We start from the raw sequence: 26,939 nt of genomic DNA on the forward strand, positions 1-26,939 counted from the left end.
CATGTTCCAGCAACTCGGCGTCGTCGGATGCGGCCTGATGGGCGGCAGTTTCGCGCTCGCGCTCAAGCGCGCCGGTCTGGTCAAGCGCGTCGTCGGCTACAGCAAGTCGCCCAGCACCACCGAGCGCGCCAAGCGCATGGGTGTGATCGACGTGGCGGCGGAATCGGCGCTGCTGGCCGTGTCGGGCTCGGACATCGTGCTCATCGCCGTGCCGGTGGCCGCCACGGAAACCACCTTCAAGGCCATCCGCCACCTGGTGGAGCCCGGCGTGCTGGTGATGGACGTGGGCAGCACCAAGCGCGACGTGGTGGATGCTGCACGCCGCGTGCTGCGCGAGCGCATCGGCTCCTTCGTGCCGGCGCACCCCATCGCCGGCAAGGAAGTCTCGGGCATCCAGCATGCCGATGCGGCGCTCTACAACGGGCGCCAGGTCATCCTCACGCCGCTGGCGCAGACCGCGCCCGAACTGGTGCAGAAAGCCACCGACGTGTGGAGCAGCATCGGCGCGCAGGTGCTGAAGATGACGCCGGAGAACCACGACGCCGCCTTCGCCGCCGTGAGCCACCTGCCGCACCTGCTGGCCTTCGCCTACTTCAGCTCGGTGGTGAACCAGCCGGCCGGGCGTGACTTCCTCTCGCTGGCCGGCCCCGGCTTCCGTGACTTCACGCGCATCGCGGCCAGCAGCCCCGAGACCTGGCGCGACATCCTGGTGGCCAACCGCGAAGAGGTGCTCAAGCAAAGCCAGCGCTTCCGCCAGGCGCTCGACGCGCTGGAGCACGTGATGCGCGAGGGCAATGCCGATGCGCTGGAAGGCCTGATCCGCGGGCCCTCCGAAGGCCGGACCACCTGGCAGATGGGCGCACCGCGGGCGCCCGGTGGTGGCAAGAACTCTTCATCCTGAACCCGGCAAGGGCGCGCAGCGCCCCGCGCGCATGCACGACATTCCCTTCCTCGACCTTCCGCCGCTGACCGGCGCCTCCGGCACCGTGCGCCTGCCCGGCAGCAAGAGCATCAGCAACCGCGTGCTGCTGCTGGCCGGCCTGGCCAGCGGCACCACGGCCGTGCACGATCTGCTGGACAGTGACGACACGCGTGTGATGCTGGCCGCGCTGGCCACGCTGGGCTGTGGCCTGCAGTGGCAGGGCGAAGGGCGGCACCGGGTGCTGCACCTCACCGGCCTGGGTGGTCGGCTGGCGGTGCAGGAGGCCGATCTCTTCCTGGGCAACGCCGGCACCGCCATGCGTCCGCTGGCGGCAGCCCTCGCGGTGCTGGCGGCCACGCACGGCGGGCGCTACACGCTGCGCGGCGTGCCGCGCATGCACGAGCGGCCCATCGGCGATCTGGTCGACGCGCTGCGCCCGCTGGGCTGCACCGTCGAAGACCTGGGCACGCCGGGCTACCCGCCGTTGCGCGTGTCGGGCACGGCCGGTGGCGAGCTGGCCACGCAGCAGCCCATCCGCGTGCGCGGCGATGTGTCCAGCCAGTTCCTCACTGCGCTGCTGCTGGCGCTGCCGTTAGTCAGCGCCCAGCGCGACATCACCATCGAAGTCGAGGGCGAGCTCATCAGCAAGCCCTACATCAGCATCACGCTGAACTTGCTGCAGCGCTTCGGCATCGCGGTGCGGCAAGAGGGCTGGCAGCGTTTCACCATCCCGCAGGGCAGCGCCTACCGCTCGCCGGGCGCGGTGCACGTGGAGGGCGATGCTTCGTCGGCCTCTTACTTCGTGGCCTTGGGCGCCATTGCCGCGCACGGCGGCGCACCGGTGCGCATCGAGGGCGTGGGCAGCGACAGCATCCAGGGCGACATCCGCTTCGTCGATGCCGCGGTGGCCATGGGCGCGCAGGTCAAAAGCGGCCCGGGCTGGCTGGAGGTGCACCGCGGCCGCTGGCCGCTGGCGGCCATCGACCTGGATTGCAAACACATCCCCGACGCCGCGATGACGCTGGCCGTGATGGCGCTCTACGCCGAGGGCACCACCCGCCTGCGCGGCATCGCCAGCTGGCGCGTGAAGGAGACCGACCGCATCGCCGCGATGGCCACGGAACTGCGCCAGGTCGGCGCCACTGTTGTCGAGGGGCCCGACTTTATCGAGGTCACGCCCCCAGCCCCCGGCGCATGGCGCCCGGCCAGCATCCGCACCTACGACGACCACCGCATGGCCATGTGCCTGTCGCTGGCCGCCTTCAACCCGCTGGCGCCCACCGGCCGTGCCGATGCCGGCTGCCCGGTGCGCATCCTGGAGCCGCGCTGCGTCGGCAAGACCTTCCCTGATTACTTCGAGGCCCTGCTGGCACTGGTGACGGCGCGCAACGAAGACATCCCCGTGATCTGCATCGACGGCCCCACAGCCTCGGGCAAGGGCACGCTGGCGGCGGCCGTGGCCGATGCACTGGGTTACGTGCTGCTCGACTCGGGCGCGCTGTACCGCGCCACCGGCCTGGCGGCGCAGTGGGACGGCGTGGCCGACACCGACGAGCCGGCGCTGGCCCGCCTGGCCGGCCTGCTGGACCTGCGCTTCGGCCACGGCCCCGAGGGCAGCCGCGCCTGGCTGCGCGGGCGCGAGGTCAGCGAACAGCTGCGCACCGAAGAAGCCGGCTTGCGCGCCAGCCGCATCTCGGCGCTGCCAGCCGTGCGCCACGCGCTGCAAGACCTGCAACTGGCCTTCCGCCGCGCCCCGGGCCTGGTGGCCGACGGCCGCGACATGGGTACGGTCATCTTCCCCGCCGCCCCGCTGAAGGTCTACCTCACTGCCAGCGCCGCCACGCGGGCCACGAGGCGTCATAAGCAGTTGATTTCCAAGGGAATTCCGGCTAGCATCGACGACCTTCGCGCAGACCTTGAGGCCCGCGACGCCCGTGACAAAAACCGGGCCGTGGCCCCCTTGAAGCCCGCCGAAGACGCGTACTTGCTGGACAACTCGGACCTCAGCGTCGAAGACTCGGTGCAACAGGTGTTGAGCTGGTGGCAAGGCCGCCGGCCCTTCCCGGCCCGCAGCTAGTACGCCAGAGGTCCCGCACACCTCCCGCAGTGGCCGTCAGGCCCATGGGTGTGCGGGGTGTTCAACCCCAACCGCGGCACCCGCCGCACGCACGCCCGGCTCTGCTGTCAACTCCTCCGGGTACTCAGGAAACTCATGTCCGTTACCACTACCGTCACCGCCAAGGGTGGCATGTCCGAATTCGCGGCCCTGTTCGAAGAGTCGCTCAAGTCCAACGACATGCGCGTCGGCGAGGTCATCTCCGCTGAAGTCGTGCGCATCGAGTTCAACCACGTCGTGGTGAACGCCGGCCTCAAGAGCGAGAGCTACGTCGCGATCGAAGAATTCAAGAACGACCAGGGCGAGCTGGAAGTTCAAGTCGGCGACTTCGTCTCGGTGGCCATCGACGCCGTCGAGAACGGCTACGGCGACACCATCCTCAGCCGCGACAAGGCCAAGCGCCTGGCTTCGTGGATGAGCCTGGAGAACTCGCTGGAAAGCGGCGAATTCGTCACCGGCACGGTCAGTGGCAAGGTCAAGGGCGGTCTGACCGTCCTGGTCAACGGCATCCGCGCCTTCCTGCCTGGCAGCCTGCTCGACACGCGTCCCGTCAAGGACATGACGCCGTTCGAAGGCAAGACCATGGAGTTCAAGGTCATCAAGCTCGACCGCAAGCGCAACAACGTGGTGCTGAGCCGCCGCGCTGTGGTGGAAGCGAGCATGGGCGAAGAGCGCGCCAAGCTGCTCGAGACCCTGAGCGAAGGCGCCATCGTCAACGGCGTGGTCAAGAACATCACCGAGTACGGCGCCTTCGTCGACCTGGGTGGCATCGACGGCCTGCTGCACATCACCGACATGGCCTGGCGCCGTGTCCGTCACCCGAGCGAAGTGGTGACGGTCGGCCAGGAACTCACCGCCAAGGTCCTGAAGTTCGACGCCGAGAAGAACCGCGTCAGCCTGGGCCTGAAGCAGCTGGGCGACGACCCGTGGCACGGCGTGAGCCGCCGCTACCCGAACAGCACGCGCCTGTTCGGCAAGATCACGAACATCGCCGACTACGGCGCGTTCGTCGAGATCGAGCCGGGCATCGAAGGCCTGGTGCACGTCTCCGAAATGGACTGGACCAACAAGAACGTCGCGCCCGCCAAGGTCGTGACGCTCGGCGAAGAAGTCGAAGTCATGGTCCTGGAGATCGACGAAGACAAGCGCCGCATCAGCCTGGGCATGAAGCAGTGCAAGGCCAACCCGTGGGAAGAGTTCAGCACCACGGTCAAGCGCGGTGACCGCGTCAAGGGCCCGGTCAAGAGCATCACCGACTTCGGCGTGTTCATCGGCCTGAGCGCTGGCATCGACGGCCTGGTGCACCTGTCCGACCTGTCGTGGCACGAGCCGGGCGAAACCGCCGTGCGCAACTACAAGAAGGGCCAGGAAGTCGAAGCCATCGTGCTGGCCGTCGACGTGGAGCGCGAGCGCATCAGCCTGGGCATCAAGCAGCTCGACACCGACCCGTTCACCAGCTTCACCACGATCAACGACCGTGGCGCCGTGGTCAATGGCAAGGTCAAGAGCGTCGACCCGCGCGGCGCCGAGATCCAGCTGAACGACGATGTCACCGGCTACCTGCGTGCCAGCGAAATCAGCCGTGACCGCGTGGAAGACGCGCGCAACGTGCTGAAGGAAGGCGACGAAGTCAGCGTGATGGTCATCAACGTCGACCGCAAGATGCGCAGCATCCAGCTGTCGATCAAGGCCAAGGACAACGCTGACGAGCAGCAAGCCATGCAGCGCCTGAGCCAGACCAACGAGCGTGAAAACGCCGGGACCACGAGCCTGGGCGCCCTGCTGCGCGCCAAGCTCGACAACCGCGGCGAGTAAGGCCGTGGCGGGCCGGTGCTGCCTGGTGCAGCGCCGGCCCTCAGACTCTGAGCCCCCTGTTCGACAGGCCCGCGCCGCCCCCGGGCGCGCGGGCTTCTTCATTCAGGGCGGCCCGCTTCCAGCCGGGCCGTCTTCACCTGCAGCTGCCCCATGACACGTTCCGATCTCGTCACCCGCCTGGCCGAGCGCTTCTCGCAGCTCACGCAGCGCGACACCGAGTTCGCCGTGAAGACCATCCTCGACGCGATGAGCGATGCCCTGGCCCGCGGCCACCGCATCGAGATCCGCGGCTTCGGCAGCTTCAGCATCAACCGCCGCCCGCCGCGCCTGGGCCGCAACCCGCGCAGCGGCGAGCAGGTCGTCATCCCCGAAAAACTGGTGCCCCACTTCAAGCCGGGCAAGGCGCTGCGCGAGGCGGTCGACAAGCAGGCGCCTGCGGCGCCCGGCGAGGGCGGGCTCGACGACTGAGCCGCGCGCCCCACGCCTAGAATCGTTGGCGCATGCGCTTCTTCGTCAGGCTGTTCTGGGCCTTCCTCTTCTTCACGCTGTTCGCCTTCGCGCTGAACAACCAGCAACTGGCCACGGTGCGCTGGTTCTTCGGGGTGGAATGGCGCACGCCCATGGTCATCGTCGTGCTGGTGGCCTTCGCCGCCGGTTGCGCCATCGGCGTGATGGCCATGCTGCCCAGCTGGTGGCACCAGCGCCGCGTGGCCAAGCGCAACGCGCCAGAGCCGGCCAAGCCCGTCAGCGCCCCAGCCAGCAGCCTGATGCCCAGCGAATTCGGGCCCGAGCACCCGCCCCGCGAAGGACTCTAGCCCGCGCATGGATTTCGACCTGCAATGGCTGCTGATCGGCCTGCCCGTGGCCTTTGCGCTCGGCTGGATGGCCTCGCGCTTCGACCTCAAGCAACTCAAGCGCGAGCGTGAAGACGCGCCCCGGGCCTACTTCAAGGGCCTGAACCTGCTGCTCAACGAACAGCAGGACAAGGCCATCGATGCCTTCATCGAGGCCGTGCAGTACGACCCCGACACCACCGAGCTGCACTTCGCCCTGGGCAACCTCTTCCGCCGCCGCGGCGAGTTCGAGCGCGCCGTGCGCGTGCACCAGCACTTGCTGGGCCGCAGCGACCTGAAGGCCGGCGACCACGAACGCGCGCAGCGCGCGCTGGCGCAAGACTTCATGAAGGCCGGCCTCTTCGACCGCGCCGAAGCGGCCTGGCAGGCTCTGGAAGGCACGGCTTTCGACGGCGAAGCGCGCCTGGCGCTGCTGTCGCTCTACGAGCGCAGCCGCGACTGGCAGCGCGCTGCGGCGGTGGCGCGCCAGCTCGAGGCCGCCGGCACCGGGGCCTTCGGCTCGCGCATCGCGCACTACGAGTGCGAGCTTGCCGAAGCTGCCGATGCCGCCGGCCAGCCCTTCGACGCCGAAGCGGCCTTGCAGCGCGCACGCGAGGCCTCGCCCCAAGCCGCACGCCCCGTGCTGCTGGCCGGCCATCGCCTGCTGAAGGCCGGGCAGCCGGCGCGTGCGCTGGACACCTGGCAGGCGCTGCTGGCCAGCCAACCTGCCTCCTTCCTGCTGGTGGCAGCCGACTACGCCCGGGCGGCGCTCGCGGCCGGCCAAGGTGCCGAGGCGCATGCCGCGCTCACGCAGGCCCTGGCCCGGCTGCCGGCGCTGGAACTGGTGCAGGCGCTGGAAGCCCTGGAAGACCCGGCGGATCCGGCCCGCCTGCCACGCCTGTTGGCCCACCTGCAGCAGCAGCCCACCTTGTCGGGCGCACAGCGGCTGCTGGCGGTACCGGCCAGCCAGTGGACCGAGGAGGCCTGGCCCCTGCTGCAGAGCGCCGTCAAGCGGGGGGCCGCACCGCTGCAGCGTTACCGCTGCGCCGCCTGCGGCTTCGAGGCCCAGCACTACTACTGGCAGTGCCCGGGCTGTCTCACCTGGGACAGCTACCCGACCCAGCGCCTGGACGCGCTTTGACCCGCCCGGGCGGCGGGCGCAATGGCGCCTCAGGCGTCCAGCTGCCGGGCCATCAGCGCCAGCACCTCGGCGCGCCCCGGGACCTGCCCCTTTCCGCCTATGCTGGCCACGCGGCCGTTGCCGGTGATGCCGGCCAGACCGGGATCGTGGTCGCAATAGATGCCCAGCGTCGGGCGGCCCAGTGCCGCCGCCAAGTGGGTGAAGCCGGTGTCCAGGCCCACGACCACCTCGGCCCCGGCCAGCACGGCGGCCATCTCGCCGACCCGCAGGAAGGGGGGTACGTCGCCATCGCAGCTGGCTGCAATGCGTTCAGCCAGGGTCTGCTCGGCCTCACGGCCCCACAGCACCACCGGCAACCAGCCCCGCTCTTGCAGGCGCTTGCCCACGGCCACCCAATGGCGCTCGGGCCACAGTTTCTCGGGGCGGCTGGCACTGGGAATGAGCACCGCATAAGCCGATCGGGGCTGCCAGGTGACGCTGGGCGCGCGCAGACCGAAATCGGGCGGCCCTTCCACACGGTAGCCCAGGTGCGCCGCGGCCAGCAGCCGACAGCGCTGCACCGCCTGCAGGTCTTTCGGGACCGCGACGCGATGCTTGTAGAACCAGGCCGCAGCGCTCTCGCGGGCACTGGCGCCGTCGTAGCCCAGCACGGGCGCGCCGGCCTGTCGCGCCCACAAGGCACTCTTCAGCAAGCCCTGCAGGTCGAGCACGCCGTCGTAGCGGCCGGCCCGCAGTTGATCACGCAGCTCACCCATCGCGCGCCAGGTGGCCGGCTGTGCGAGTTGCTTGCGCCACTTGCGCCAGGACATCGGCAACACGCGCCGCACGCCAGGGTGCATCTGCGGGATGGCGGCAAAGGGTGCCTCCACCAGCCAGTCGACCTCGGCCTGCGGATGGTGGCGTCGCAAATCGTTGAGCACCGGCGTGGCATGCACCACGTCGCCCATTGACGAGGTCTTGACGATCAGCAGCCGCATGGGCGGCCCTCCCAGCGCAAGGCGGGCACAGCGGCCTCAGGCACCGCGCCGTTCCTTCACAAGCTCGGGGTTGAAACGCGGATCGTTGTACATCTTGAACTGGCGGTAGACCTTGAAGTAGGCGCGCCCCGCGGCGGCGTCGGCCAGCAAGGCGTCCAGGCAAGCGGCCAGGTCGTCACGCTGCTGCAGCAGGCGTTGCAGCTTCACCGTGCTGGCGGCGCGGTGGGCTTCGTCGACGTCGGTGCGCTGGGTCTGCTGGCGCATCGCGTGGGCCTTCAGCGCCATGATGGAAAGACGGTCGATCATGCTGCCGGCCGTTTCGCTGTTCAGGCGTGCGCTGGGCAGCACGGTGGAGACCGGTGCGTCGGTGCGTGCCGAGGCCGGGTCGACCAAGCCCAGGGCGACGAGCAGGATCTCGTCGACGCGCTCGGTGGCGTCGTTGCGCGCCTGGTTGTAGCCGTCGATGGCGCGCTTGTTGGCGGCGATGGCCTCGGCCGCCACCGTGGTGCGCCGCGCCAGGTCTTCTTCGGCCCACAGCAGGCTGTTGTTGCGGTGGTTGGTCTGCACCCAATGCCAGAGGCCCAGGCCGTCGGTGGCCGGGGCCTGCTGGGGCCAGCCGGTGGTGCCGAGCAGCCGGTCATGCAGGGCCAGCACCTCGGCAGCGCTGGGCAGTACGGGCGGCGTCAGGGCGCCGGTGGAGGGCAGGTTCATTGTTGTTGGCTGGCAGAATGCCGACGGATTATGTGCCGCCCATGCCTGCGCCGCGCCGCCCGCTGATCGTCCGCCTGCGCAACTGGGTCGGTGACGTCACGCTGGCGGTGCCGATGCTGCAACGCCTGGATGACGCCGGCTACGCCCTGCAGCTCGTGGGCAAGGGATGGGCGAAAGAGCTGCTGGCCGGCCACGGCTGGCCGGTGCACGGCCTGCCGGCCGGCACCCGCGAGCGCATCGCCCTGCTGCGCCGCCTGCGGGCCGAAGCCCTGGCCGCCGACCCCGGCTTCGGCCGCCGCCTCAACGCCTTGTGCCTGCCCGATTCTTTCTCCAGCGCGCTGGAATTCCGCCTCGCCGGCCTGCGAGCGCTGGGCCATGCCTGGGAGGGCCGCAGCCTGCTGCTCGGCCGCGCGGTGCCCCGCCAGCGCGGCGTTCACGAGCTGCGCGTGTACTGGCAGCTGGGCGATGCCCTGCTGCAGGCCAGCGCCGAACCACCGGCGCAGATCGGCCTGCGCATCAGCGCCGCCCACGCCGAGGCCGCCCGCGCCCTGCGTGCCGCGCACGGCCTGGCCCCGGGCAGCATCTTCATCTGCCCGTTCGCGGGCGGCACCTGGTCGGGCGAAGACAAGACCTGGCCTGCCTTCCCCGAGTTCGCGGCCCAGGTGCTGCCGCGCTACGGCCGCGCCGTGGTGGTTTGCCCGGGCCCGGGGGAAGAGGCCGAGGCCCAGGCGCTGTTCGGCAACGCCACGGTGCTGCCGGGGGTGAAGCTCGGCACCTATGCCGCGTTGCTGCAAGAGGCCGCGCTGATGGTCTCCAACGACACCGGGCCGGGCCACATGGCCGCCGCCGTGGGCACGCCGCTGGTCTCGGTGATGGGCCCGAGCGACCCGCGCCTGTGGCAGCCCTGGGGGCCCGGCGTGCAGGTGGTGCAAGCCGCCCCTGGCGCCGCGGCCGGCGCTGTGGCCTGGCCCAGCCCTGGGCAAGTGCAGGCTGCCGTGGAGCGCGCCCTGGCGCAGGGCCGCTGAGTTCGCCCCGCCCACCGGGCGGGCATCCGGGCGCACCCGCCTGGGGGAGGCCCGCGGCACCGCCGCCCGGGGGCCCCCGCCGGCCACCGCCGCGGGGGAAAGACGCTCGCAGGCCTGCCGCGAAGAATGCGTTCCAGCCCGAAGCGATGCCCGCACCGACGCAGCAGCACCGGGCCTCTGACCGCAACGCAACTTCTTCATCCAGGAGCTTTCACCATGATCCGCAACCTCATTGCCAGCCTCGCCGTCGCCCTGTTCAGCCTGAACGCCTTCGCGGCCGTGGACGCCAACCAGGCCACGCGCGCCGACCTCGAAACCGTCAAGGGCATCGGCCCGGGCCTGTCGGCCAAGATCATCGACGCCCGCAAGACCGGCGCCTTCAAGGACTGGAACGACCTCGTCGATCGTGTCGGCGGCATCGGCCCGGGCAACGCCGCGCGCTTCAGCGAAGCCGGCCTCACGGTGGGCGGCGCCAGCTTCGACGCCAAGGCCCTGCCGCCTGCCGCAGAGAAGAAGGAAGCCAAGGCCAAGAAGACCGACAAGGCCCCCGGCACCGCCGCCAAGAACGGCGCGTGAAGCGCCCCCGCCCGTGACGCTGCTGCCCCAGCCCCGGGAACGACCGCCCCTGCGGCCCGCGGGCTCAGGGCAGCAGCAGATCGGGCTCGCCGGGTCGGGCCCGGCGGCGCCCGGCGGCCAGGGTGTCCCAGCCGAAGAAGCGCAGCACCTCGTCACGCCGCACCTCGGTGTCGGCCTCGCCCAGCGCGATGAGTTCCCGGGTGTAGGGCGCCTCGAACAGCAGGTAGCTCGCCAGCGCCGCGCCCCGCGCCTGCTCGCCCTGCCCGCCCACGCCCACCCCCCGCAGCAAGGCGCGCACTGGCGCCGGCAGCGCCCCCAGGTGGCGCGCAGCGATGTCGTCCAGCCGCTGCGTGGGCGAGATCACCAGGGTTTCCAGCGGCCGCAGCGGCGTGTCGGCCAGGGCCGATTCGGGCAGCAGCGCCAGCGTGCGGTTGATGCGCTTCATGCGCTCCACGTCCACCGCGAGCGCGTCGAGGAAGATGCTCGACATCGCGTGGCCGGCAATCTGCGCCAGCGTCGGGTAGCCGCCGGCCTCCACGTGCCGCCCCACCGGCTCTTGCATGCGCCCCACGCCCACGATGAACAGGCGCTGAGCCCCCAGGTGCACGGCCGGTGAGAGCGGCGCGGTCTGGCGCATCGAACCGTCACCGAACCAGCCGCCTTCCTGCGCGCTGTCGATGCGCGTGGCCGGGAAGACAAAGGGAATGGCCGATGAAGCCAGCAGGTGCGCCTGCGTCAGGCGCCCCGGCACGGCCTGGCGCTGCGAACGCTGCCAGGGGGCGACGGGGCGCGCGGTCTCGTAGAAGGTGTAGTGCTCGCCAGTGCTGTAGCTGCTGGCCGTGACCGCCAGCGCCTGCAGGTGGCCCTGGGCCAGCATCAAGGGCAGGCGTTCCAGCGGCACCAGGCGCTGCATCAGTTGAGCCAAGGGGCTGTTGTCCAGCAGCGACTTGGGCCGCGCGCGCCGCCAGCGCGCGATCACCCAGCCCACGGACACCATCGTCAGCCACTGCGCGCCGGTGCGGATGACGCCCAGCGAGTCGGCGCGGTAGACCTGATCGGCGTGGAAGTTCTGCCAGACCTTGGCCACCACATCCACCGCGGCCTCGAAACGGTCGGCCTGGCAGGCCAGCGCCGCGGCATTGATCGCCCCGGCCGAGGTGCCGCAGATCACGCCGAAGGGGTTGTTCTGGCGCGCCAGCGGGCCCAGGGCCTGCCGGCGCATGCGGGCCAGCGCCTTCAGCACGCCCACCTGGTAGGCGGCGCGCGCACCACCGCCGCTCAACACCAGGGCGGTCAGGGGCGTTTCATGCATGCCCCGACTCTAGCGCCAGCCCCGGGCGGGGCAGGCACGCGAGCGGGCCGCCGTCAGTCGCGGTCCTTGCCCTTGCCGTGGCCGCGATCGCCCTTGTCGTGGTGCTTGTCTTGCCCCTGGCCCTTGCCCTTGCTGTGGCCGCGGTGGTCGTCGTCGTCACGGTCGCGCCCGCCGCGGCGCACCTGCTGGTCGTACCAGTCGTGGCGCACGAAGTAGACCGGCACGCCGCAGGCGTTGTAGTCGCGGCAGTGCTTCTTCCAGTCCTTGCGGTGGCCGGGCGGCACCCACAGGTAGACCGGCTGCACACGCACGTCCTGCACCGGCCGCTGCACGATGATGGGCTGGGCCACGATGACCTGCGGCTGCGGGAAGCGGCCGATGTCGATGCGGCCGTAGACGCCCGGCTGGCTGATGGCGATGGACACGCCGACGTCGACGTCGGCGCCCTGTGCCGCAGTTGCAGTGATCAGCGCGGCCAGGATGGCCAGCGTGGCAGACAGAGACTTCATGGTCGGGCTCCAGGGTTCAGCACAGGCTGCTGAGTGTGTACCCCAGCAACGGCCGCGCTTCCTGCCCTGCCGACGGGCGTTTCATTCGTACACAACCGTGGCCTGCCCCTGGGCCAGGCTGCGCCAGCGGCCCAGGGCCTCGTCGCAGGGCCAGAAACGCGCGTCGTCGCCCAGGTCGATCTCGGCGCTGGCCCCCGCGCGCTGCAGCTGCAGGCGGATGGGCAGCCCCTGCACCAGCTCTCCGTGCTCGTCTTCGCTGCGCTTGGCTGGCCACAGGCGCAGCACGTCGGCCACCGGCGGCGCGGCGCCGGCGCCCAGCTGCACCGAGAGGTAGCGGCCGAAACGCGCCCGCGCCGCGGCCAGGTCCCACACCTGCGTCACGTTCAGGCGCAGGCCGCCGCCGAAACGGTCGGGCTGCACCTTGCCCTGCACCAGCAGCAGCGTGTCTTCCGTCATCAGATCGCGGCGCTCGGCGAAGATCTCGTCCTGCGCCACGGCTTCCACGGCCTCGGTGCCGTCGTCGAGCTTGAAGATCACCACCTTGCCGCGCATGCCGTTGACGCTGCGCGGGTCCGTCACGATGCCGGCCAGCAGCTGCGGCTCGCGGCTGTCCACCAGCTCGGCGATGGGGCGGCGCGCGAAGCGGCGCACCTCGTCCTTCCAGGCGTCGAAGAGGTGGCCCGAGAGGTAGAAGCCGATGGCCGTCTTCTCCTGCACCAGGCGCTCGCGCACGTCCCAGGCGGGCACCGCCACCAGGGCGGGCTCCTGCGTGCTGCTGCCGTGGCTGTCGCCGAAGTCGAAGAGGCCGCCCTGCAAGGCGTTGGCCTCCTGCGTGTCGGCCCACTCGAAGGCCAGGCCCACGCTGGCCAGGGTGCTGGCGCGGTCGGGGTGCAGGCTGTCGAAGGCACCGGCCTTCACCAGCGCTTCCACCGCGCGCTTGTTCACCGCCTTGCGGTCGACGCGGGCGCAGAAATCGAAAATGCTGTGGAAGGGCCCACCGCCGGCACCGGCGTGCGCCCCCAGGCCCTCGCGCGCGGCCACGATGGCCTCGATGGCGCCCTGCCCCGTGCCCTTCACCGCAGCCAGACCGTAGCGGATGGTCTTGTCGTCCACCGGCTCGAAACGTGCGGTGCCTCGGTTCACGTCGGGCGGCTGGAAGCTGATGCCGAAGAGCTTGGCGTCGGCCAACAACACCTTCAGCTTGTCGGTGTTGTCGGCTTCGATCGTCATGTTGGCGGCATAGAACTCCGCCGTGCAGTGCACCTTGATCCAGGCCGTGTGGTAGGCCAGCAGCGAATAGGCCGCGGCGTGGCTCTTGTTGAAGCCGTAGCCTGCGAACTTCTCCATCAGGTCGAAGACCTCGTCGGCCTTCTCGGGGCTGATGTTCAGCTTGGCCGCGCCCTCGCGGAAGATGCCGCGGTGCTTGGCCATCTCCTCGGCCTTCTTCTTGCCCATCGCGCGGCGCAGCAGGTCGGCGCCGCCCAGGCTGTAGCCGCCCAGCACCTGCGCGGCCTGCATCACCTGTTCCTGGTAGACGAAGATGCCGTAGGTCTCGTCCAGCACCGGCGCCAGCAGCGGGTGCGGGTAGACGATGTCTTCCTTGCCGTTCTTGCGCGCGCAGAAGCTGGGAATGTTCTCCATCGGCCCGGGCCGGAACATGGCGTTCAGTGCGATCAGGTCTTCCAGCCGCGTGGGCTTGGCCTCGCGCAGCATGCCCTGCATGCCGCGGCTTTCAAACTGGAACACGGCTTCGGTCAGGCCGTCGCTGAAGAGCTTGTAGACGCGCGCGTCGTTCAGCGGCAGCGTGTCGTAGTCGAAGTTCTCGCGGCCCGGGCGGCGCGCTCGGATGTAGGTCTTGGCCAGTTCCAGGATGGTGAGCGTGGCCAGGCCCAGGAAGTCGAACTTCACCAGGCCGATGGCCTCGACGTCGTCCTTGTCGTACTGGCTGACCGCGCTGTCGCTGCCCGGCTGCTGGTAGAGCGGGCAGAAGTCGGTGATCTTGCCCGGCGCGATCAGCACGCCGCCGGCGTGCATGCCGACGTTGCGCACCAGGCCTTCCACGCGGATGGCCAGGCTCAGCAGTTCGGCCACCTCTTCCTCGGCCTGCTCGCGCTGCTCGAGCTCGGGCACCTCTTCGCGCACATAGATGACCCCGCCGTCCTTGTCCTTCGGGTCGGCCGGCACGGGCGCCAGCGTGTAGGTCTTGCCGGGCAGGCCGGGCACCAGCTTGGCTACGCTGTCCACGTGGCCGTAGCCCATGCCCAGCACACGCCCCACGTCGCGCAGCGCAGCCTTGCTGGCCATGGTGCCGAAGGTGGCGATCTGGCTCACGGCTTCGCGGCCGTACTTGTCCTTCACGTACTCGATGACGCGGTCGCGGTTGCCCTGGCAGAAGTCGATGTCGAAGTCGGGCATCGACACGCGCTCGGGGTTCAGGAAGCGCTCGAAGAGCAGCTTGTAGTAGAGCGGGTCGAGGTCGGTGATGAAGAGCGCATAGGCCACCAGCGAGCCCGCGCCCGAGCCGCGCCCCGGCCCCACCGGGCAGCCGTTGGCCTTGGCCCAGACGATGAAGTCCGAGACGATGAGGAAGTAGCCCGGGAAGCCCATCTTGATGATGGTGGCCAGCTCGAACTCGAGCCGCTCCACGTAGCGCGGGCGCTCGGCGTTGCGCCGGGCCTCGTCGGGAAACAGCGCCAGCAGCCGCTTCTCCAGCCCCTCGTGCGAGAGCTGGCGGAAGTAGGCGTCGATGGGCATGGGCGTGCCATCGGCCTGCAGCGGTGTCGGGAAGTTCGGCAGCTGCGGCTTGCCCAGCACCAGCGTGAGGTGGCAGCGCCGCGCGATCTCCAGCGTGTTTTCCAGCGCCGAGGGCAGGTCGGCGAAAAGTGCCTGCATCTCGGCGGCGGTCTTGAAGTGCTGCTCGCGCGTGAAGCGCTTGATGCGGCGCGGGTTGGCCAGGGTCTCGCCCTCGGCGATGCACACGCGGGCCTCGTGGGCGTCGAAGTCGTCGGCCGTCAGGAACTGGATGGGGTGCGTGGCCACCAGCGGCAGCTGCAGCTGCGCGGCCAGCGGCGCGGCGGCGCGCACATGGGTCTCGTTGGTGGGCAGGCCGGCGCGCTGCACCTCCAGGTAGAAGCGGCCCGGGAAAAGTGCGGCCAGCTTGTTCGCCACCATCGCCGCGCGCTCGGTGTCGCCCGCCAGCAGCGCCATGCCCACCGCGCCCAGGTCGGCGCCGCTCAGCGCGATCAGGCCCTCGCCCAGGGTCTCGAACCACTCCCACTTCAGCCAGGCCTGGTTGCGCTGCACGTTGCCCACCCAGGCGCGCGCCAGCAGCTCGCTCAGGTTCAGGTAACCCTGCTTGTTCTGCACCAGCAGCAGCAGGCGGCTGGCCTGTTTCTCGCCGCCCGTCAGCGCGGCCTGCGGCTCCAGCATCACGTCGGCGCCGATGAGCGGCTGCACGCCCTTGCCCCGGCAGGCGCTGTAGAACTTGACGGCGCCGAAGAGGTTGCTGAGGTCGGTGATGGCCAGCGCGGGCTGGCCGTCCTGGCGCGCCGCGGCGGCGGCGTCGCCGATGCGCAGGGTGCCGTCGACGACGGAGTATTCGGTGTGGGTGCGCAGGTGGACGAAGCTCATCCAGGCATTCTAGAGAGCCCCCCTGCCTAGAATGCGCCGCACTTTCAGCAGCAAAACAGCAGGGAACGGCCGGACGATGGCGATGTGGGTGCAGCGGGCCGTGGGCCTGCTCTTGATCTTCAGCGCCATCGCGCTGGCCCTCCTGCGCACGCCCGACGTGCCGGCCTCGGCGCTGGTGGGGCGCTGGGCGCCCGCCCCCTCCGACTTCATCGACATCCGGGGCCAGACCGTCCACTTCCGCGACGAAGGCCCGCGCCATGACGGCAGCGCGGGCACGCCGCCGCCACTGCTGCTGATCCACGGCACCGCGTCCAGCCTGCACACCTGGGAAGGCTGGGTCAAGGCGCTCAAGGGCCAGCGGCGCGTCATCAGCTTCGACCTGCCGGGCTTCGGCCTCACCGGGCCCTTCGAAGGGGCGCACGAGCGCGACAACTACCACGGCGATGTCTATGCCCGCTTCGTGCTGGAGCTGCTCGATGCCCTGAAGGTGCAGCAGGTGGTCATCGCCGGCAACTCGCTCGGCGGCGAGGTGGCCTGGCGCACCGCCGTGATGGCGCCGCAACGCGTGGCCGGCCTCGTGCTGGTGGACGCCGTGGGCCCGCGTTTCACACCGGAGGCCGTGCCGCTGGGCTTCCGGCTGGCGCGCGTGCCGGTGCTGGGGCGGCTGGGCGAGTTCGCGCTGTCCAAGGGCCTCGTGGCCGAGGGCCTGCACAGCGTCTACGGCGACCCCAGCCGCGTGACCGACGCCCTGATCGACCGGCACTACGACCTGGCCCTGCGCGAAGGCAACCGCCGCGCCTTGGGCCTGCGCGTGCGGCAGATGGTCAACGGCGAGCACGAAGAGCGCATCAACACCATCAAGGCCCCCACGCTGCTGCTGTGGGGCTCGCGCGACCGCCTGGTGCCGCCCAGCGTGGGGCAGGACTTTGCTCGCCGCATCGCCGGCAGCCGGCTGGTGCTGCTGGACGGCCTGGGCCATGTGCCGCAGGAAGAAGACCCGGCGCGCAGCGTGGCGCCGGTGAAGGCCTTCCTGGGCCTGCCGCCATGAGCGGCACCCCGCGCGCCGGCTTGCGCACGGCCCTGGTGGTCATCGCGCGCGACGAGGCCCAGCGCCTGCCGCGGCTGCTGGAGAGTGTGGCGCCCTGGGTCGACCGCATGCTGGTGCTCGACACCGGCAGCACCGACGACACGGTGGCCGTGGCGCAGCGCTGCGGCGCCGAGGTGCGCCACTTCGTGTGGTGCGACGACTTCGCCGCCGCGCGCAACGCCGCGCTGGACGCCGCAGCGGCCGACTGGCACGTCGTGCTGGACGCCGACGAGTGGCTGATCGAAGGGGGCCCCGCGCTGGCGGCCCTGCGCCAGACACCGCCCGACGCGGTGGGCACGGTGCAGCGCGCCGATGCCGAGGGCGCTGCCGGCGTGGTCCACACCTGGATCAGCCGCGTGCTGCCCGGCCCCGTGCGCTACACCGGCCGTGTGCACGAGCAGCCGCAGCATGCGCTGCCGATGCGGCGCCTGGCCTGCCTGGTGGGCCACGATGGTTATGCCAACGATCGCCTGGCCGCCAAGCGAGGCCGCAACCTCGCCCTGCTGCAGGCCGAGCTGGCCGCCCGGCCCGACGACGCCTACTACAGCTACCAGCTCGGCAAGGAACACGCCGTCTACGACGAACATGCGGAAGCCGCCGCGGCCTTGCTGCGCGCAGCCGCCCTGCAGCCACCCGATGCGCCCTGGCGCCACGAGCTGGCCGCGCGGCTGCTCTATGCGCTGAAGTGCTGCGCACGCCACGCCGAAGGCTGGGCCTGGGCCGAAGCGCGGCTGCAGGCGCATGAAGACTCGCCCGACTTCTTCTTCGCCCTGGGCGACCTGATGCTCGACTGGGCGGCCTCGCAGCCCGCCGACGGCCTGGCGCTGCTGGAAATGGCCGAGGCCGCCTGGCGGCGCTGCCTGGAGCTGGGTGAACACCCCGAGCAGACCGGCAGCGTGCAGGGCCGAGGCAGCCACCTGGCGGCCCACAACCTGGCCGTCATCTGCGAAGGGCTGGGCCGCGCAGAAGAAGCGGCGGCCCTGCGGCGCGCCCATCCGCCCCCGGCCTGAGCGGGCGGCCCCGGGGCCGCGTCTCGGCCGAAGCGCCGAACAGGGCGGTCAAGCCCCCCTTGCTCGCGGCTTGGGCCCGTGCCGACGGCCTCAGCATGCAGGCGATGAACACCTTGGCCCTGGTCGTCATCGCGCGCAACGAAGCCCGTTGCATCACCCGCTGCCTGCGCAGCTTCGCCGGCCATGTCGACCGCATGCTGGTGCTGGACACCGGATCCACCGACGAGACGGCGGCCCTGGCCCGCGCCGCCGGCGCCGAGGTGCGGCCCTTCGAATGGTGCGATGACTTCGCCGCCGCGCGCAACGCCGCGCTGCGCGCGGCCGGGGCCGACTGGCACCTGGTGGTGGACGCCGACGAGTGGCTGGACAGCGGCGCCGAGGCCCTGGCCGCCTGGCGCACTACGCCGCCGCACCGCCTGGGCCTGGTGGACATCCGCAACACCTTCGATGGCCCGCAAGGCGAAGGCGTCGCCACCGCCGCCGTGGCCCGCCTGCTGCCCGGCCATGTGCGCTACCAGGGCCGCATCCACGAACAGCCCGACACCGCCCTGCCGGCCGCCCCCAGCGGCCTGCGCCTGCTGCACGATGGCTATGCCAGCGCGCAGAAGCAGGCCAAGGCCGACCGCAACGAACGCCTGCTGCACCTGGCGCTGGCCGAACAGCCGCACGACCCCTACCTGCTCTACCAGCTGGGCGGCGAGCTGGCGCTGCGCGGCGCCCACACCGAAGCCGCCGGCGCCTACGCGCAGGCCCTGCAGCGCGTGGGCCCGCGCGCCAGCTACCGCGGTGACCTCGTGCGCCGCATGCTCGTGGCGCTGCAGGCCCTGGGTGAATGGGGCGTGGCCGCCGAGTTGCTGGAAGCCGAGCTGCAGCGCTACGCCAGTTCGGCCTACTTCATGCTGACCGTGGGCAACGTGTTCTGGAACTGGGCCGAAGACCAGCCCGCTGCGGCCGCCGCCGTGCTTCCCATGGCCGAAGACGCCTGGCAGCAGGCGCTGCAGCTCTCACGCCAGGCGCCGGGTGCAGAAGCCCGCGATGTCGGTCATGGCCTGCAACTCGAGCAGACCGGCGAACACGCCGCCCTGAGCCTGGCTGCGCTGTACCAGCGCCGCGCCCAGGCCTCGGCCCCGGTCCCGGCGGCGCGCTGACTGCGGCGCTTCAGCCTTCGCAGGCCAGGCGCAGCCCGGTGAACTGCCAGCGCGCGGCAGCCGGGAAGAAGTTGCGGTAGCTGGCGCGGATGTGCCCGCGCGGCGTGGCGCAGGAACCGCCGCGCAGCACCGTCTGGTCGAGCATGAACTTGCCGTTGTACTCACCCACCGCCCCCGCCCAGGCCCGGTAGCCGGGGTAAGGCAGGTAGGCGCTGCGTGTCCACTGCCAGACCTCGCCGAAGAGTTGCTGCAAGGCCGGGCCTCCATCGCCGGGCACCACGACCTGCGGCTGCAGGGCCCCGCCTTCGATGAAGCTACCCGCAGCCACGGCTGCCGCGGCCAGCGGCGCCGCCGCGGCCTCCCACTCGGCCTCGGTCGGCAGGCGCAGCGGCAGGCCGCATTGCGCCGCCGCCCAGCGGGCGTAGGCCTCGGCCTCGTAGAAGGTGACATGCACCACCGGCGCCGCCGGGTGCAGCGGCTGCAGGCCGCGCAGCGTGAACTGTTGCCAGCCCGCCGCCGCACTGTCGGCGCGGCGCCAGTGCAGCGGTGCCTGCACACCCTGGCCCTGCACCCAGTCCCAGCCAGCCGAGAGCCACCAACGCGCATCGCGGTAGCCGCCGTCCCCGATGAAACCCAGCCAGTCTTCGTTGTTCACCAGCCGGTGCGCCAGCGCGTGCGGCTCGAGATAGACGCGGTGCCGCGGCCCTTCGTTGTCGAAGGCGAAGCCCTCGCCGGCATGGCCGATGTCCACCAGGCCGCCGGTCTGGGCCACCCAGCGCACGGGCTCGGGCCTGGCAGCGCGAGGGGCCGGCGTTTCGGCTTCCGCATAGGCCGGCAACAGCGGGTTGCACGAGAAGAGATGCAGCACGTCGGTGAGCAGCAGTTCCTGGTGCTGCTGCTCGTGCTGCAGGCCGAGTTCCACCCGCTCGAGACAAGCCGGCGGCAGCCCCTCCCGCGCCAGCAGGGTCTGCATCCGTGCGTCCACGGCCTGCCGCCACGCCAGCACTTCAGCCAGCGAGGGCCGCGTGACGAGGCCGCGCTGCGGCCGCGGGTGCCGTTCACCCACACCCTGGTAATAACTGTTGAACAGCACGCGGTAGGCCGGGTGGTGAGGCCGGAAACCAGGCTCGTGCGCCTCGAGCACGAAGGTCTCGAAGAACCAGGTCACGTGCGCCAGGTGCCACTTCACCGGGCTGGCGTCGGCCATGCTCTGGGCCTGGCAGTCGGCCTCGCTCAGGCCAGCGGCCAGCGCCTCGGTCTGCGCGCGGATGGCCGCGCAGCGCCGGGCCAGCGCCGCCTGCGGGCTCATCGCACCGCCCCGAGACCCGCGGGGTCGAAGTTGGCGCCGCAGAGCACCAGCGCCACGCGCTCGTGCGCAGCAGGCTGCACCACGCCAGCCATCAGTGCGCCCAGGCCCAGCGCCGCGGCGGGCTCCACCGCCAGGCGCAGTTCCAGCCACAGGCGCTGCTGCGCCTGCCGGATGGCGGCATCGGGCACCAGGTGGCTGGCGACCACGAAGCGCTGCGTGAGCGGCCAGGCGACATCGCCGATGCGGCGGGCGCCCAGGGCATCGGCCGCCAGCCCGCCCACCGCCACGTCCACGGGCTGCCCGGCCGCACGCGCGGCATGCAACGTGGGCGAGCCCTCGGGCTCCAGCGCCTCCACGCGGCAACGGCCGGCGCACCAGGCGGCGATGCCGCCGATCAAGCCGCCACCGCCCACGCTCACCAGCACGCGGTCGGGCAGTCCGGCCTCGGCCTCGATCTCCGCGGCCAGCGTGCCGGCGCCGGCCACCACCTCGGGCTGGTCGTAGGCGTGCATGGGCAAGGCACCGGTCTCGGCCTGGCGCGCCTGGCAGGCGGCCAGCGCCTCGGCATAGGCCGCACCCTGCACGAAGACCGTGGCGCCCAGGGCCGCCAGCGCGGCGCGCTTGGCCGGCGGGCTGATCTCGGGCACAAAGACCTCGCAGCGCACGCCCAGCGCGCGTGCCGCGGTGGCCACGGCAATGCCCGCGTTGCCGCCGGAGGCCACCACCACGCCCGCGGCCGGGATGGGCAGCGCGCGCATGCGGTTGAACATGCCGCGCGCCTTGAAGCTGCCGCCGCGTTGCAGGTGCTCGAGCTTGAGCCACAGCTCGGCCCCGGGCAGGCCCAGGCTGGCGGCAGGCAGGCGCAGCAAAGGCGTGCGGCGCACATCGCCTGCGATGCGCTGCGCGGCAGCCTGGATGTCGGCCGGGCTCACGCCAGCGTGGGTGTTCGAAGGCAGGCTCATCGACACACTGTAACGGCAGCCCACCCGCGGGAAGACAGCCCTACAGCCCGGCGCCCAACGGCCGATATGGGCCCCTGCTCGAGGTTTATTCGCCGAGCATGGCGCGGAAGAAACTGCATTGCAGGGCTCTAAAGGTTTTCAGAGGCCGGACGAAAAGACACCCAACGCGCTGCCATTTCGCAACGCGGGGTCCGGACCAAGACGGACCGGGAGCCTTTCGTTTTCCCTCGGGAATGCGGTGGATTCCTGGCGCGGCAAGGCCCGGGCGAGTTCCGGCGGCAAACCTCCTGCGGGGGGTGCGCCGATGGAGTTGCAGGCAGGCACCGTGAAGAACGTTGTCCGAACTGCGGAAGCCTGCCAGGCATATGCCTGTGGTCATCAACTTTGGAGTTTTCCATGGCCCTCTCGATCAATACCAACGCCGTTTCCCTCAACGCCCAGCGCAACCTGGGCATGAGCCAGTCTTCCCTGTCGACCTCGATGCAACGGCTGTCATCGGGCCTGCGTGTCAACAGCGCCAAGGACGACGCCGCAGGCCTGGCCATCGCCGAGCGCATGAACGCGCAAGTGCGTGGCAACACGGTCGCCATCCGCAACTCGAACGACGCCATCTCGCTGTCGCAGACGGCTGAAGGCGCCATCGGCAAGGTGGGCGACATGCTGCAGCGCATGCGTGAACTGGCCGTGCAATCGGCCAACGCCACCAACGGCACTTCCGACCGCGCCAACCTCGACGCCGAGTACCAGCAACTGGGCGCCGAAATCGGCCGTACGCTGAGCAACACGCGCTTCAACGGCCTGGCCATCCTCGGCGGCGACGCCGGTGCCCAGGTGTTCCAGGTGGGCGCCAACGCCACCGACACGGTGACCGTGACGACGAACAACCTGGCCGGCGACGCCGACATCACCGGCGCCACTGGCGGCAACATCACCTCGGCCGCCAACGCGACCACGGCGCTGGGCCAGCTGGACACCGCGCTGGGCGCGGTCAACGAAGAGCGTGCGATGTACGGTGCCGTGCAGAACCGCTTCGACGCGATCATCTCCACGCTGCAGGTGTCCACCGAGAACGAAGCGGCCGCGCGCGGCCGCATCATGGACGCCGACTTCGCGACGGAAACCGCCAACCTCTCGCGCAGCCAGATCCTGCAGCAGGCCGGCACGGCGATGGTGGCCCAGGCCAACCAGCTGCCGCAGAACGTGCTGGCCCTCATCCGCTGAGCCCAGGCGCCAGCCACCTCTCGAGACAGGGCCCACGGGCCCTGTTTTTCCATCTGCACACGGAGCCCGAGGGCTCCTTCTTCGTTTCTGATTGGCAGGTTTTCGGCCCTTTGTTCGGGCGATCCTCTGCTTGCAGCCTGCCGAAAATAACTCCAGCAGGCACAGAACTCTCCGGCCTGCGGGAGCCGGTTCCTTTGCACCGGAGACAGTTCAGACCTCGCACGGAGAAACCGACGTGGCACAAACGATCAACACAAACCTGGTGTCGCTGAATGCCCAGCGCAATCTGTCGATGTCCGGCGGATCGCTGGCGACCTCGATGCAACGGCTGTCCTCGGGTCTGCGTGTCAACAGCGCCAAGGACGACGCCGCCGGCCTGGCCATCGCCGACCGCATGCAGACGCAAGTGCGCGGCATGACGGTGGCGATCCGCAACGCCAACGACGGCATCTCGCTGGCGCAGACGGCCGAAGGCGCCATCGGCAAGGTCGGCGACATGCTGCAGCGCATGCGTGAACTGGCGGTGCAGGCCGCCAACGCCACGAACGGCGCCGATGACCGGGCCAACCTCGACGCCGAATACGGCCAGCTCGCCGACGAAATCACCCGCACGCTGGCCAACACCCGCTTCAACGGTTTGGCCATCCTGGGTACCGATTCGGGCCCGCAGGCCTTCCAGGTGGGTGCCAACTCCACCGACCAGATCACGATCACCACCGCCGACCTGGCCACCAACGGCGCCATCACCACGCTGCCCACCGGCGACCTGCTGACCGCGGCCAACTCGACCACGGCGATGCAGAACATCGACGCCGCGCTGACCCTGGTCAACAGCGAGCGCGCGCAGTACGGTGCCACGCAGAACCGCTTCGAGGCGGTGATCGAGACCCTGCAGGTGGCCACCGAGAACCAGGCGGCCGCGCGCGGCCGCATCATGGATGCCGACTACGCGACGGAAACCGCGAACATGTCGCGCGCCCAGATCCTGCAGCAGGCCGGCACGGCGATGGTGGCCCAGGCCAACCAGCTGCCCCAGCAGGTGCTCAAGCTGCTGCAGGGCTGACCCGCCGCGCGCGCATGGCGCGCCCCGCTCTCCCGCAAGTCTCGGCCGCCCTGTGCACAGGCGAGGAAAAAAAGTCCTCAAGTCCTCGTCGCGCGTGTCGAAAACTGCGTTGAAGACCCGGCATTGCGCCCAGGCGTAGAGGGTCTACGCACAGACTTTACCTTCGGGAGATTCCACCATGGCCATCTCATCCGCCGGAATCGGCAGCGGTCTCGATGTCAAGAACATCGTCTCGCAGCTGCTCACCATCGAACGTGCCCCGATCCGCCAACTGCAGACCGAGGCCGGCCGGCTCCAGACCCAGCTCTCCGCCTTCGGGCGCGTGCAGAGCGCGCTGTCGACCCTGCGCGACGCTTCGCAGAAGCTGACCCAGAACGACACCTGGGGCGCCGCCAAGGCCACCAGCTCCGACAGCGCCAACGTCAGCGCCACCGCCACCGGCAGCGCCCAGGCCGGCAGCTACAGCATCAGCGTCACCCGCCTGGCAGTCGCGCAGACCCTGTCCACCAACAGCTTCAGCAGTGCCAGCCAGACGCTGGGCTCGGGCATCCTGCGCATCGAGCTCGGCAACTTCGACGCCGTGCCGCCCGTGCCCAAGAGTGGCGCCAACGCGGTCGACATCACCGTCGAGCCGGGTCAGAACTCGCTCACCGCGATCCGCGACAAGATCAACAACGCCGGTGCCGGCGTGGTGGCCAGCGTGGTCACCGATGTCTCGGGCTCGCGCCTGGTGATGCGCTCAGCGCAGACCGGGCTGGAGAACAGCTTCCGCATCACCGCGCTGGACGACGACGGCAACGACACCAACGCCAGCGGCCTGTCAGCCCTGGCCTTCGACCCCAGCGCCAACGTCACCAACCTGGGCCGGCCCCAGCCACCACAGAACGCGCTGGTCACGCTCAACGGCGTGCAGATCGAATCGGCCAGCAACACACTCAACGACGCCGTCGAAGGCCTGAGCCTCACGCTGCGCAAGCCGGGCACCGACGCCGAAGTGCGGGTGGAGCCCGACACCGAGGCGTTGAAGAAGTCGGTGGACGACTTCGTCAAGGCCTACAACGAAAGCATCAAGCTGCTGCGTGAACAGACCCGCTACGACCCCGCCACCAAGCAGGCCGGTCCGCTGCAGGGCGACCGCTCGGGCACGGCCATGCTGAGCCAGCTGCGTGGGCTGTTCAACGGCAACGGCGGCAACAGCACCGTCTTTGCCCGCCTGGCCGACGTGGGCCTGGACCTCGACACCGACGGCCTGATCAAGACCAACGCCACCAAGCTCGACGCCGCGCTCACCCAGGGTGCCGAGCTCAAGAAGCTGTTTGCCAACGTCGACGCCACCACGCCCGCCAACGAAGGCTTCGCCAAGCGCTTCGAGGGCTGGCTGAAACTCTCGCTGGACAGCGAAGGCACCATCGAAAGCCGCACGCAGAGCCTGCAGGCGCGCGTGAAGAACAACGAGCAGGCGCAGGAGCGCCTGGAAGACCGCGTGGCGCGCACGGAAAAGCGCCTGCTGAACCAGTACACGGCGCTGGACACGCGCATGGGCCAGTTGAGCGGCCTGTCGAACTACGTCACGCAGCAGATGGCGCTGTTGAACAACACCAACAACAACCGCTGAGTGCGCAGGGCGGGCAGCCCCGCGCCTTCGCAAGCGTTCACACCAGCAGCAGGCCCCGGGCACGCCGCCCGCCGGGCCTGCTTTCACATGGGCGCTCTCGTGCGGCAGCGCGCAAGGCCACCAGGCCCAAGGGCGCTGCATCGGGGCAAACACCCGCCGTTCATGCGCTCAAGTCAGGCGGTGGCACACCGATAAAAAGTGCATCCTGTTCCTATGCAGAGCACCCGCATGTACGCAGCCACGATGTTCACCCCGCGCCGGCCCGGCCACCATGGCGCGGCCGGCTACCAGGCCACCGGCATGGAAATCCAGGTCGCAGGCGCCGACGCGCACCGCCTGGTGAGCCTGCTCTTCGAAGGCTTCGAGTCATCGGTGGCCGACGCGCAGGGCGCCATCATCGCCCGCGACGTGGACCGCAAATGCCGCGCCATCACGCGCGCCATCCGCATCGTCGACGAGGGCCTGCGCGCCCACCTGAACATGAAGGCCGGTGGCGCGCTGGCGCAGGACCTGGCGGAGCTCTATGCCTACATCGTCAAGCGCCTGACGCTGGCCAATGCGCGCAACGACAGCGAGATGCTGGCCGAGTGCAAGCGCCTGATGCAGCCGCTGCACGAGGCCTGGGTGGCCATCGGCCAGCAAGACCAAGCACGCTGAGCGACACGAACCACAGGACAACCATGGACCCGCAATTGCTCAGCTACTACGAAGCCATCGAAAGCGCCAGCGTCGACATGCTGGCCGCTGCCCGCGCCGGCAACTGGGACGAGGTGGTCAAACTCGAAGGCGCCTGCGTGCTGCTCATCAGCCGCCTGAAGAACGCTGCGCAGGCCCCTGAACGCCAAGGCCCCGAGGCCCGCGCCCAGGCGCAGGCGCTGGAAGTGGCCAAGGCCAAGTCGCGCATCATGCAGCGCATCCTGGTCAACGACGCCGAGATCCGCCACCTGGCCGAGCCCTGGCTGCAGGACCTCGACGACACGCTGGCCGGCCGCCGCAAGACCAGCCTGCACTGAGCTGCAGCGGCCCACCCGAGAGCGACCCATGTTCCAGGACACGCGTCCGGCCGAACTCGACAGCAAGGGCGACAGCGACCCCTGGGGTCCCTTCCGCGTGGCCTCGCCGGCAGACCGCCTGTCGCTGCTGCGCGCGCTGCGCGACCGCCAGGTGCCGGTGGTGCTGAGCGCGCCAGAAGGCACGGCGCTCAGCGTCTCGCTCTGGGCCGTGGACGAAGCGCAGGACCGCCTGAACTTCAGCGTCGACGCGCGTGCGCCCCAGCTGCCTGCGCTGGTGGACGTGGACGAGGCGGTGGCCGTGGCCTACCTCGACAGCGTGAAGCTGCAGTTCGACCTGCACGGCCTGACGCTGGTGCGCGGCGCGCAGAGCAGCGCGCTGCAATGCGCGATGCCGCAGGACATCTACCGCTTCCAGCGGCGCAGCGCCTACCGCGTGCGCCCGCGCGAACGGCAAGGCCCGGTGGCCACCTTTCGCCACCCGGCCCTGCCCGAGATGCCGCTGGCGCTGCGGGTGCTGGACGTCAGCATCGGCGGCTGCGCGCTGTGGTTGCCGGGCGACGTGCCGCCGCTGCAGGCCGGCACGCTGATCAACCGCATGCACGTGGAGCTGGACCCGGACACCGAGTTCGAGTCGGCCGTGCGACTCCAGCACGTCAGTGGAGGCAGCCTCGCCTCTGCCGAGCCCGGCGTGCGCATCGGCTGCGAATGGCAGCACCTGTCGGGGCCGGCAGAACGCGTGCTGCAGCGCTGGATCGACCGCAGCCAGCGCCGGCGGCACCTGCTCACGCTGGGCTGAGCTCGGCAGTGGCCTGAACCGGCAGGTTCACACCTGCATGTTCATGATGTCGTGCCTCACCCGGCAGCGACGCTCATGCCCCTGCAGGTTCACACCTGCATGTTCATGATGTCGCTGTAGGCCTGTGCCAGCCGGTTGCGCACCTGCA

Annotated in this window: 25 protein-coding genes; 17 read left to right on the forward strand and 8 right to left on the reverse strand. The window is 70.5% G+C overall.

Annotated features, from left to right (window positions below; all coding sequences use genetic code 11):
• Position 1: 1 nt before the first annotated feature.
• The 6 genes from EOE66_RS12275 to lapB all read left to right on the forward strand — a co-directional run bounded on the left by EOE66_RS12275 (position 2) and on the right by lapB (position 6,827).
• Positions 2–901, forward strand: a complete 900-nt coding sequence (locus EOE66_RS12275) for a prephenate dehydrogenase (protein WP_128228936.1) — start codon at positions 2–4, stop codon at positions 899–901.
• 31 nt (positions 902–932) lie between these two features.
• Positions 933–2,999 (forward strand): bifunctional 3-phosphoshikimate 1-carboxyvinyltransferase/cytidylate kinase, encoded by a 2,067-nt coding sequence (locus tag EOE66_RS12280; RefSeq protein WP_128228937.1) that lies wholly within the window; start codon positions 933–935, stop codon positions 2,997–2,999.
• A gap of 171 nt (positions 3,000–3,170) precedes the next feature.
• A complete protein-coding gene (gene rpsA / locus EOE66_RS12285; protein ID WP_128229028.1) occupies positions 3,171–4,853 on the forward strand; it encodes a 30S ribosomal protein S1 in 1,683 nt (560 codons plus the stop codon).
• A gap of 150 nt (positions 4,854–5,003) precedes the next feature.
• The gene (locus tag EOE66_RS12290) at positions 5,004–5,321 is read left to right on the forward strand and encodes an integration host factor subunit beta (protein WP_128228938.1); all 318 of its coding nucleotides are present in this window, start codon (positions 5,004–5,006) and stop codon (positions 5,319–5,321) included.
• A 32-nt stretch (positions 5,322–5,353) separates the two neighbouring features.
• On the forward strand, positions 5,354–5,668 hold the full coding sequence (locus tag EOE66_RS12295; RefSeq protein ID WP_128228939.1) for a LapA family protein: 315 nt from the start codon (positions 5,354–5,356) through the stop codon (positions 5,666–5,668).
• 7 nt (positions 5,669–5,675) lie between these two features.
• A complete protein-coding gene (lapB, locus tag EOE66_RS12300) occupies positions 5,676–6,827 on the forward strand; it encodes a lipopolysaccharide assembly protein LapB (RefSeq protein WP_128228940.1) in 1,152 nt (383 codons plus the stop codon).
• Positions 6,828–6,856: 29 nt separating this feature from the next.
• Here lapB and waaC read toward each other — a convergent pair whose 3' ends face one another.
• Both waaC and EOE66_RS12310 read right to left on the reverse strand, forming a co-directional pair.
• On the reverse strand, positions 6,857–7,804 hold the full coding sequence (gene waaC, locus EOE66_RS12305; protein ID WP_128228941.1) for a lipopolysaccharide heptosyltransferase I: 948 nt from the start codon (positions 7,802–7,804) through the stop codon (positions 6,857–6,859).
• Between the two features lie 36 nt (positions 7,805–7,840).
• On the reverse strand, positions 7,841–8,515 hold the full coding sequence (locus tag EOE66_RS12310; protein ID WP_128228942.1) for a DUF4254 domain-containing protein: 675 nt from the start codon (positions 8,513–8,515) through the stop codon (positions 7,841–7,843).
• Positions 8,516–8,556: 41 nt separating this feature from the next.
• Here EOE66_RS12310 and EOE66_RS12315 point away from each other — a divergent pair, with 41 nt between their 5' ends.
• Complete coding sequence (locus EOE66_RS12315; RefSeq protein WP_164885080.1) at positions 8,557–9,540, forward strand: glycosyltransferase family 9 protein; 984 nt, start codon at positions 8,557–8,559, stop codon at positions 9,538–9,540.
• 216 nt (positions 9,541–9,756) lie between these two features.
• Positions 9,757–10,116, forward strand: coding sequence for a ComEA family DNA-binding protein (locus EOE66_RS12320; RefSeq protein WP_128228944.1), 360 nt, complete (start codon positions 9,757–9,759; stop codon positions 10,114–10,116).
• A 64-nt stretch (positions 10,117–10,180) separates the two neighbouring features.
• Here the strand turns inward: EOE66_RS12320 and EOE66_RS12325 are convergent, their stop codons facing one another.
• The 3 genes from EOE66_RS12325 to dnaE all read right to left on the reverse strand — a co-directional run bounded on the left by EOE66_RS12325 (position 10,181) and on the right by dnaE (position 15,567).
• The gene (locus EOE66_RS12325) at positions 10,181–11,428 is read right to left on the reverse strand and encodes a patatin-like phospholipase family protein (protein ID WP_128228945.1); all 1,248 of its coding nucleotides are present in this window, start codon (positions 11,426–11,428) and stop codon (positions 10,181–10,183) included.
• A gap of 53 nt (positions 11,429–11,481) precedes the next feature.
• Positions 11,482–11,937 carry a hypothetical protein gene (locus EOE66_RS12330; RefSeq protein ID WP_128228946.1) on the reverse strand — a complete coding sequence of 152 codons (456 nt, stop codon included), beginning with the start codon at positions 11,935–11,937 and terminating at the stop codon, positions 11,482–11,484.
• 81 nt (positions 11,938–12,018) lie between these two features.
• The gene (dnaE, locus tag EOE66_RS12335; protein ID WP_128228947.1) at positions 12,019–15,567 is read right to left on the reverse strand and encodes a DNA polymerase III subunit alpha; all 3,549 of its coding nucleotides are present in this window, start codon (positions 15,565–15,567) and stop codon (positions 12,019–12,021) included.
• 76 nt (positions 15,568–15,643) lie between these two features.
• On the opposite strand from dnaE, the gene EOE66_RS12340 reads away from it, so the two are divergent.
• The 3 genes from EOE66_RS12340 (at position 15,644) to EOE66_RS12350 (ending at position 18,812) form a co-directional block, all read left to right on the forward strand.
• Positions 15,644–16,615, forward strand: coding sequence for an alpha/beta fold hydrolase (locus tag EOE66_RS12340; RefSeq protein WP_128228948.1), 972 nt, complete (start codon positions 15,644–15,646; stop codon positions 16,613–16,615).
• Positions 16,612–17,664, forward strand: coding sequence for a glycosyltransferase (locus tag EOE66_RS12345; RefSeq protein ID WP_128228949.1), 1,053 nt, complete (start codon positions 16,612–16,614; stop codon positions 17,662–17,664). The genes EOE66_RS12340 and EOE66_RS12345 overlap by 4 nt, the downstream gene beginning before the upstream one ends.
• 104 nt (positions 17,665–17,768) lie before the next feature.
• Complete coding sequence (locus tag EOE66_RS12350; RefSeq protein ID WP_164885081.1) at positions 17,769–18,812, forward strand: glycosyltransferase; 1,044 nt, start codon at positions 17,769–17,771, stop codon at positions 18,810–18,812.
• 10 nt (positions 18,813–18,822) lie between these two features.
• Here the strand turns inward: EOE66_RS12350 and egtB are convergent, their stop codons facing one another.
• Positions 18,823–20,121 (reverse strand): ergothioneine biosynthesis protein EgtB, encoded by a 1,299-nt coding sequence (gene egtB / locus EOE66_RS12355; RefSeq protein WP_128228951.1) that lies wholly within the window; start codon positions 20,119–20,121, stop codon positions 18,823–18,825.
• Positions 20,118–21,083, reverse strand: coding sequence for a threonine/serine dehydratase (locus EOE66_RS12360; protein ID WP_128228952.1), 966 nt, complete (start codon positions 21,081–21,083; stop codon positions 20,118–20,120). Before EOE66_RS12360 ends, egtB begins: the two co-directional genes overlap by 4 nt.
• A gap of 396 nt (positions 21,084–21,479) precedes the next feature.
• Here EOE66_RS12360 and EOE66_RS12365 point away from each other — a divergent pair, with 396 nt between their 5' ends.
• The 6 genes from EOE66_RS12365 (at position 21,480) to EOE66_RS12390 (ending at position 26,791) form a co-directional block, all read left to right on the forward strand.
• A complete protein-coding gene (locus tag EOE66_RS12365; RefSeq protein ID WP_128228953.1) occupies positions 21,480–22,304 on the forward strand; it encodes a flagellin N-terminal helical domain-containing protein in 825 nt (274 codons plus the stop codon).
• A 235-nt stretch (positions 22,305–22,539) separates the two neighbouring features.
• On the forward strand, positions 22,540–23,367 hold the full coding sequence (locus EOE66_RS12370) for a flagellin N-terminal helical domain-containing protein (RefSeq protein WP_128228954.1): 828 nt from the start codon (positions 22,540–22,542) through the stop codon (positions 23,365–23,367).
• 178 nt (positions 23,368–23,545) lie between these two features.
• On the forward strand, positions 23,546–24,982 hold the full coding sequence (fliD, locus tag EOE66_RS12375; protein WP_128228955.1) for a flagellar filament capping protein FliD: 1,437 nt from the start codon (positions 23,546–23,548) through the stop codon (positions 24,980–24,982).
• 228 nt (positions 24,983–25,210) lie between these two features.
• Entirely contained in the window at positions 25,211–25,639 is a 429-nt protein-coding gene (gene fliS / locus EOE66_RS12380; protein WP_128228956.1) for a flagellar export chaperone FliS, read from the forward strand.
• 23 nt (positions 25,640–25,662) lie between these two features.
• Positions 25,663–25,995, forward strand: a complete 333-nt coding sequence (locus EOE66_RS12385; protein WP_128228957.1) for a flagellar protein FliT — start codon at positions 25,663–25,665, stop codon at positions 25,993–25,995.
• Positions 25,996–26,023: 28 nt separating this feature from the next.
• Positions 26,024–26,791, forward strand: a complete 768-nt coding sequence (locus tag EOE66_RS12390) for a flagellar brake protein (RefSeq protein ID WP_128228958.1) — start codon at positions 26,024–26,026, stop codon at positions 26,789–26,791.
• Positions 26,792–26,880: 89 nt separating this feature from the next.
• On the opposite strand, the gene EOE66_RS22480 is transcribed toward EOE66_RS12390, so the two are convergent.
• On the reverse strand, positions 26,881–26,939 hold a 59-nt coding region (locus EOE66_RS22480), incomplete at its 5' end, for a flagellar hook-basal body complex protein FliE (protein WP_205702692.1).

Source organism: Rubrivivax rivuli, from assembly GCF_004016505.1.
Classification (GTDB): domain Bacteria; phylum Pseudomonadota; class Gammaproteobacteria; order Burkholderiales; family Burkholderiaceae_C; genus Rubrivivax; species Rubrivivax rivuli.

What these genes read in the sequence shown, in the direction of transcription:
- EOE66_RS12275 (WP_128228936.1), top strand. Translation starts at nt 2, where the DNA reads ATGTTCCAGCAACTCGGCGTCGTCGGATGCGGCCTGATGGGCGGCAGT.
- EOE66_RS12280 (WP_128228937.1), top strand. Translation starts at nt 933, where the DNA reads ATGCACGACATTCCCTTCCTCGACCTTCCGCCGCTGACCGGCGCCTCC.
- rpsA (WP_128229028.1), top strand. Translation starts at nt 3,171, where the DNA reads ATGTCCGAATTCGCGGCCCTGTTCGAAGAGTCGCTCAAGTCCAACGAC.
- EOE66_RS12290 (WP_128228938.1), top strand. Translation starts at nt 5,004, where the DNA reads ATGACACGTTCCGATCTCGTCACCCGCCTGGCCGAGCGCTTCTCGCAG.
- EOE66_RS12295 (WP_128228939.1), top strand. Translation starts at nt 5,354, where the DNA reads ATGCGCTTCTTCGTCAGGCTGTTCTGGGCCTTCCTCTTCTTCACGCTG.
- lapB (WP_128228940.1), top strand. Translation starts at nt 5,676, where the DNA reads ATGGATTTCGACCTGCAATGGCTGCTGATCGGCCTGCCCGTGGCCTTT.
- waaC (WP_128228941.1), bottom strand. Translation starts at nt 7,804, where the DNA reads ATGCGGCTGCTGATCGTCAAGACCTCGTCAATGGGCGACGTGGTGCAT.
- EOE66_RS12310 (WP_128228942.1), bottom strand. Translation starts at nt 8,515, where the DNA reads ATGAACCTGCCCTCCACCGGCGCCCTGACGCCGCCCGTACTGCCCAGC.
- EOE66_RS12315 (WP_164885080.1), top strand. Translation starts at nt 8,557, where the DNA reads ATGCCTGCGCCGCGCCGCCCGCTGATCGTCCGCCTGCGCAACTGGGTC.
- EOE66_RS12320 (WP_128228944.1), top strand. Translation starts at nt 9,757, where the DNA reads ATGATCCGCAACCTCATTGCCAGCCTCGCCGTCGCCCTGTTCAGCCTG.
- EOE66_RS12325 (WP_128228945.1), bottom strand. Translation starts at nt 11,428, where the DNA reads ATGCATGAAACGCCCCTGACCGCCCTGGTGTTGAGCGGCGGTGGTGCG.
- EOE66_RS12330 (WP_128228946.1), bottom strand. Translation starts at nt 11,937, where the DNA reads ATGAAGTCTCTGTCTGCCACGCTGGCCATCCTGGCCGCGCTGATCACT.
- dnaE (WP_128228947.1), bottom strand. Translation starts at nt 15,567, where the DNA reads ATGAGCTTCGTCCACCTGCGCACCCACACCGAATACTCCGTCGTCGAC.
- EOE66_RS12340 (WP_128228948.1), top strand. Translation starts at nt 15,644, where the DNA reads ATGGCGATGTGGGTGCAGCGGGCCGTGGGCCTGCTCTTGATCTTCAGC.
- EOE66_RS12345 (WP_128228949.1), top strand. Translation starts at nt 16,612, where the DNA reads ATGAGCGGCACCCCGCGCGCCGGCTTGCGCACGGCCCTGGTGGTCATC.
- EOE66_RS12350 (WP_164885081.1), top strand. Translation starts at nt 17,769, where the DNA reads ATGAACACCTTGGCCCTGGTCGTCATCGCGCGCAACGAAGCCCGTTGC.
- egtB (WP_128228951.1), bottom strand. Translation starts at nt 20,121, where the DNA reads ATGAGCCCGCAGGCGGCGCTGGCCCGGCGCTGCGCGGCCATCCGCGCG.
- EOE66_RS12360 (WP_128228952.1), bottom strand. Translation starts at nt 21,083, where the DNA reads ATGAGCCTGCCTTCGAACACCCACGCTGGCGTGAGCCCGGCCGACATC.
- EOE66_RS12365 (WP_128228953.1), top strand. Translation starts at nt 21,480, where the DNA reads ATGGCCCTCTCGATCAATACCAACGCCGTTTCCCTCAACGCCCAGCGC.
- fliD (WP_128228955.1), top strand. Translation starts at nt 23,546, where the DNA reads ATGGCCATCTCATCCGCCGGAATCGGCAGCGGTCTCGATGTCAAGAAC.
- fliS (WP_128228956.1), top strand. Translation starts at nt 25,211, where the DNA reads ATGTACGCAGCCACGATGTTCACCCCGCGCCGGCCCGGCCACCATGGC.
- EOE66_RS12385 (WP_128228957.1), top strand. Translation starts at nt 25,663, where the DNA reads ATGGACCCGCAATTGCTCAGCTACTACGAAGCCATCGAAAGCGCCAGC.
- EOE66_RS12390 (WP_128228958.1), top strand. Translation starts at nt 26,024, where the DNA reads ATGTTCCAGGACACGCGTCCGGCCGAACTCGACAGCAAGGGCGACAGC.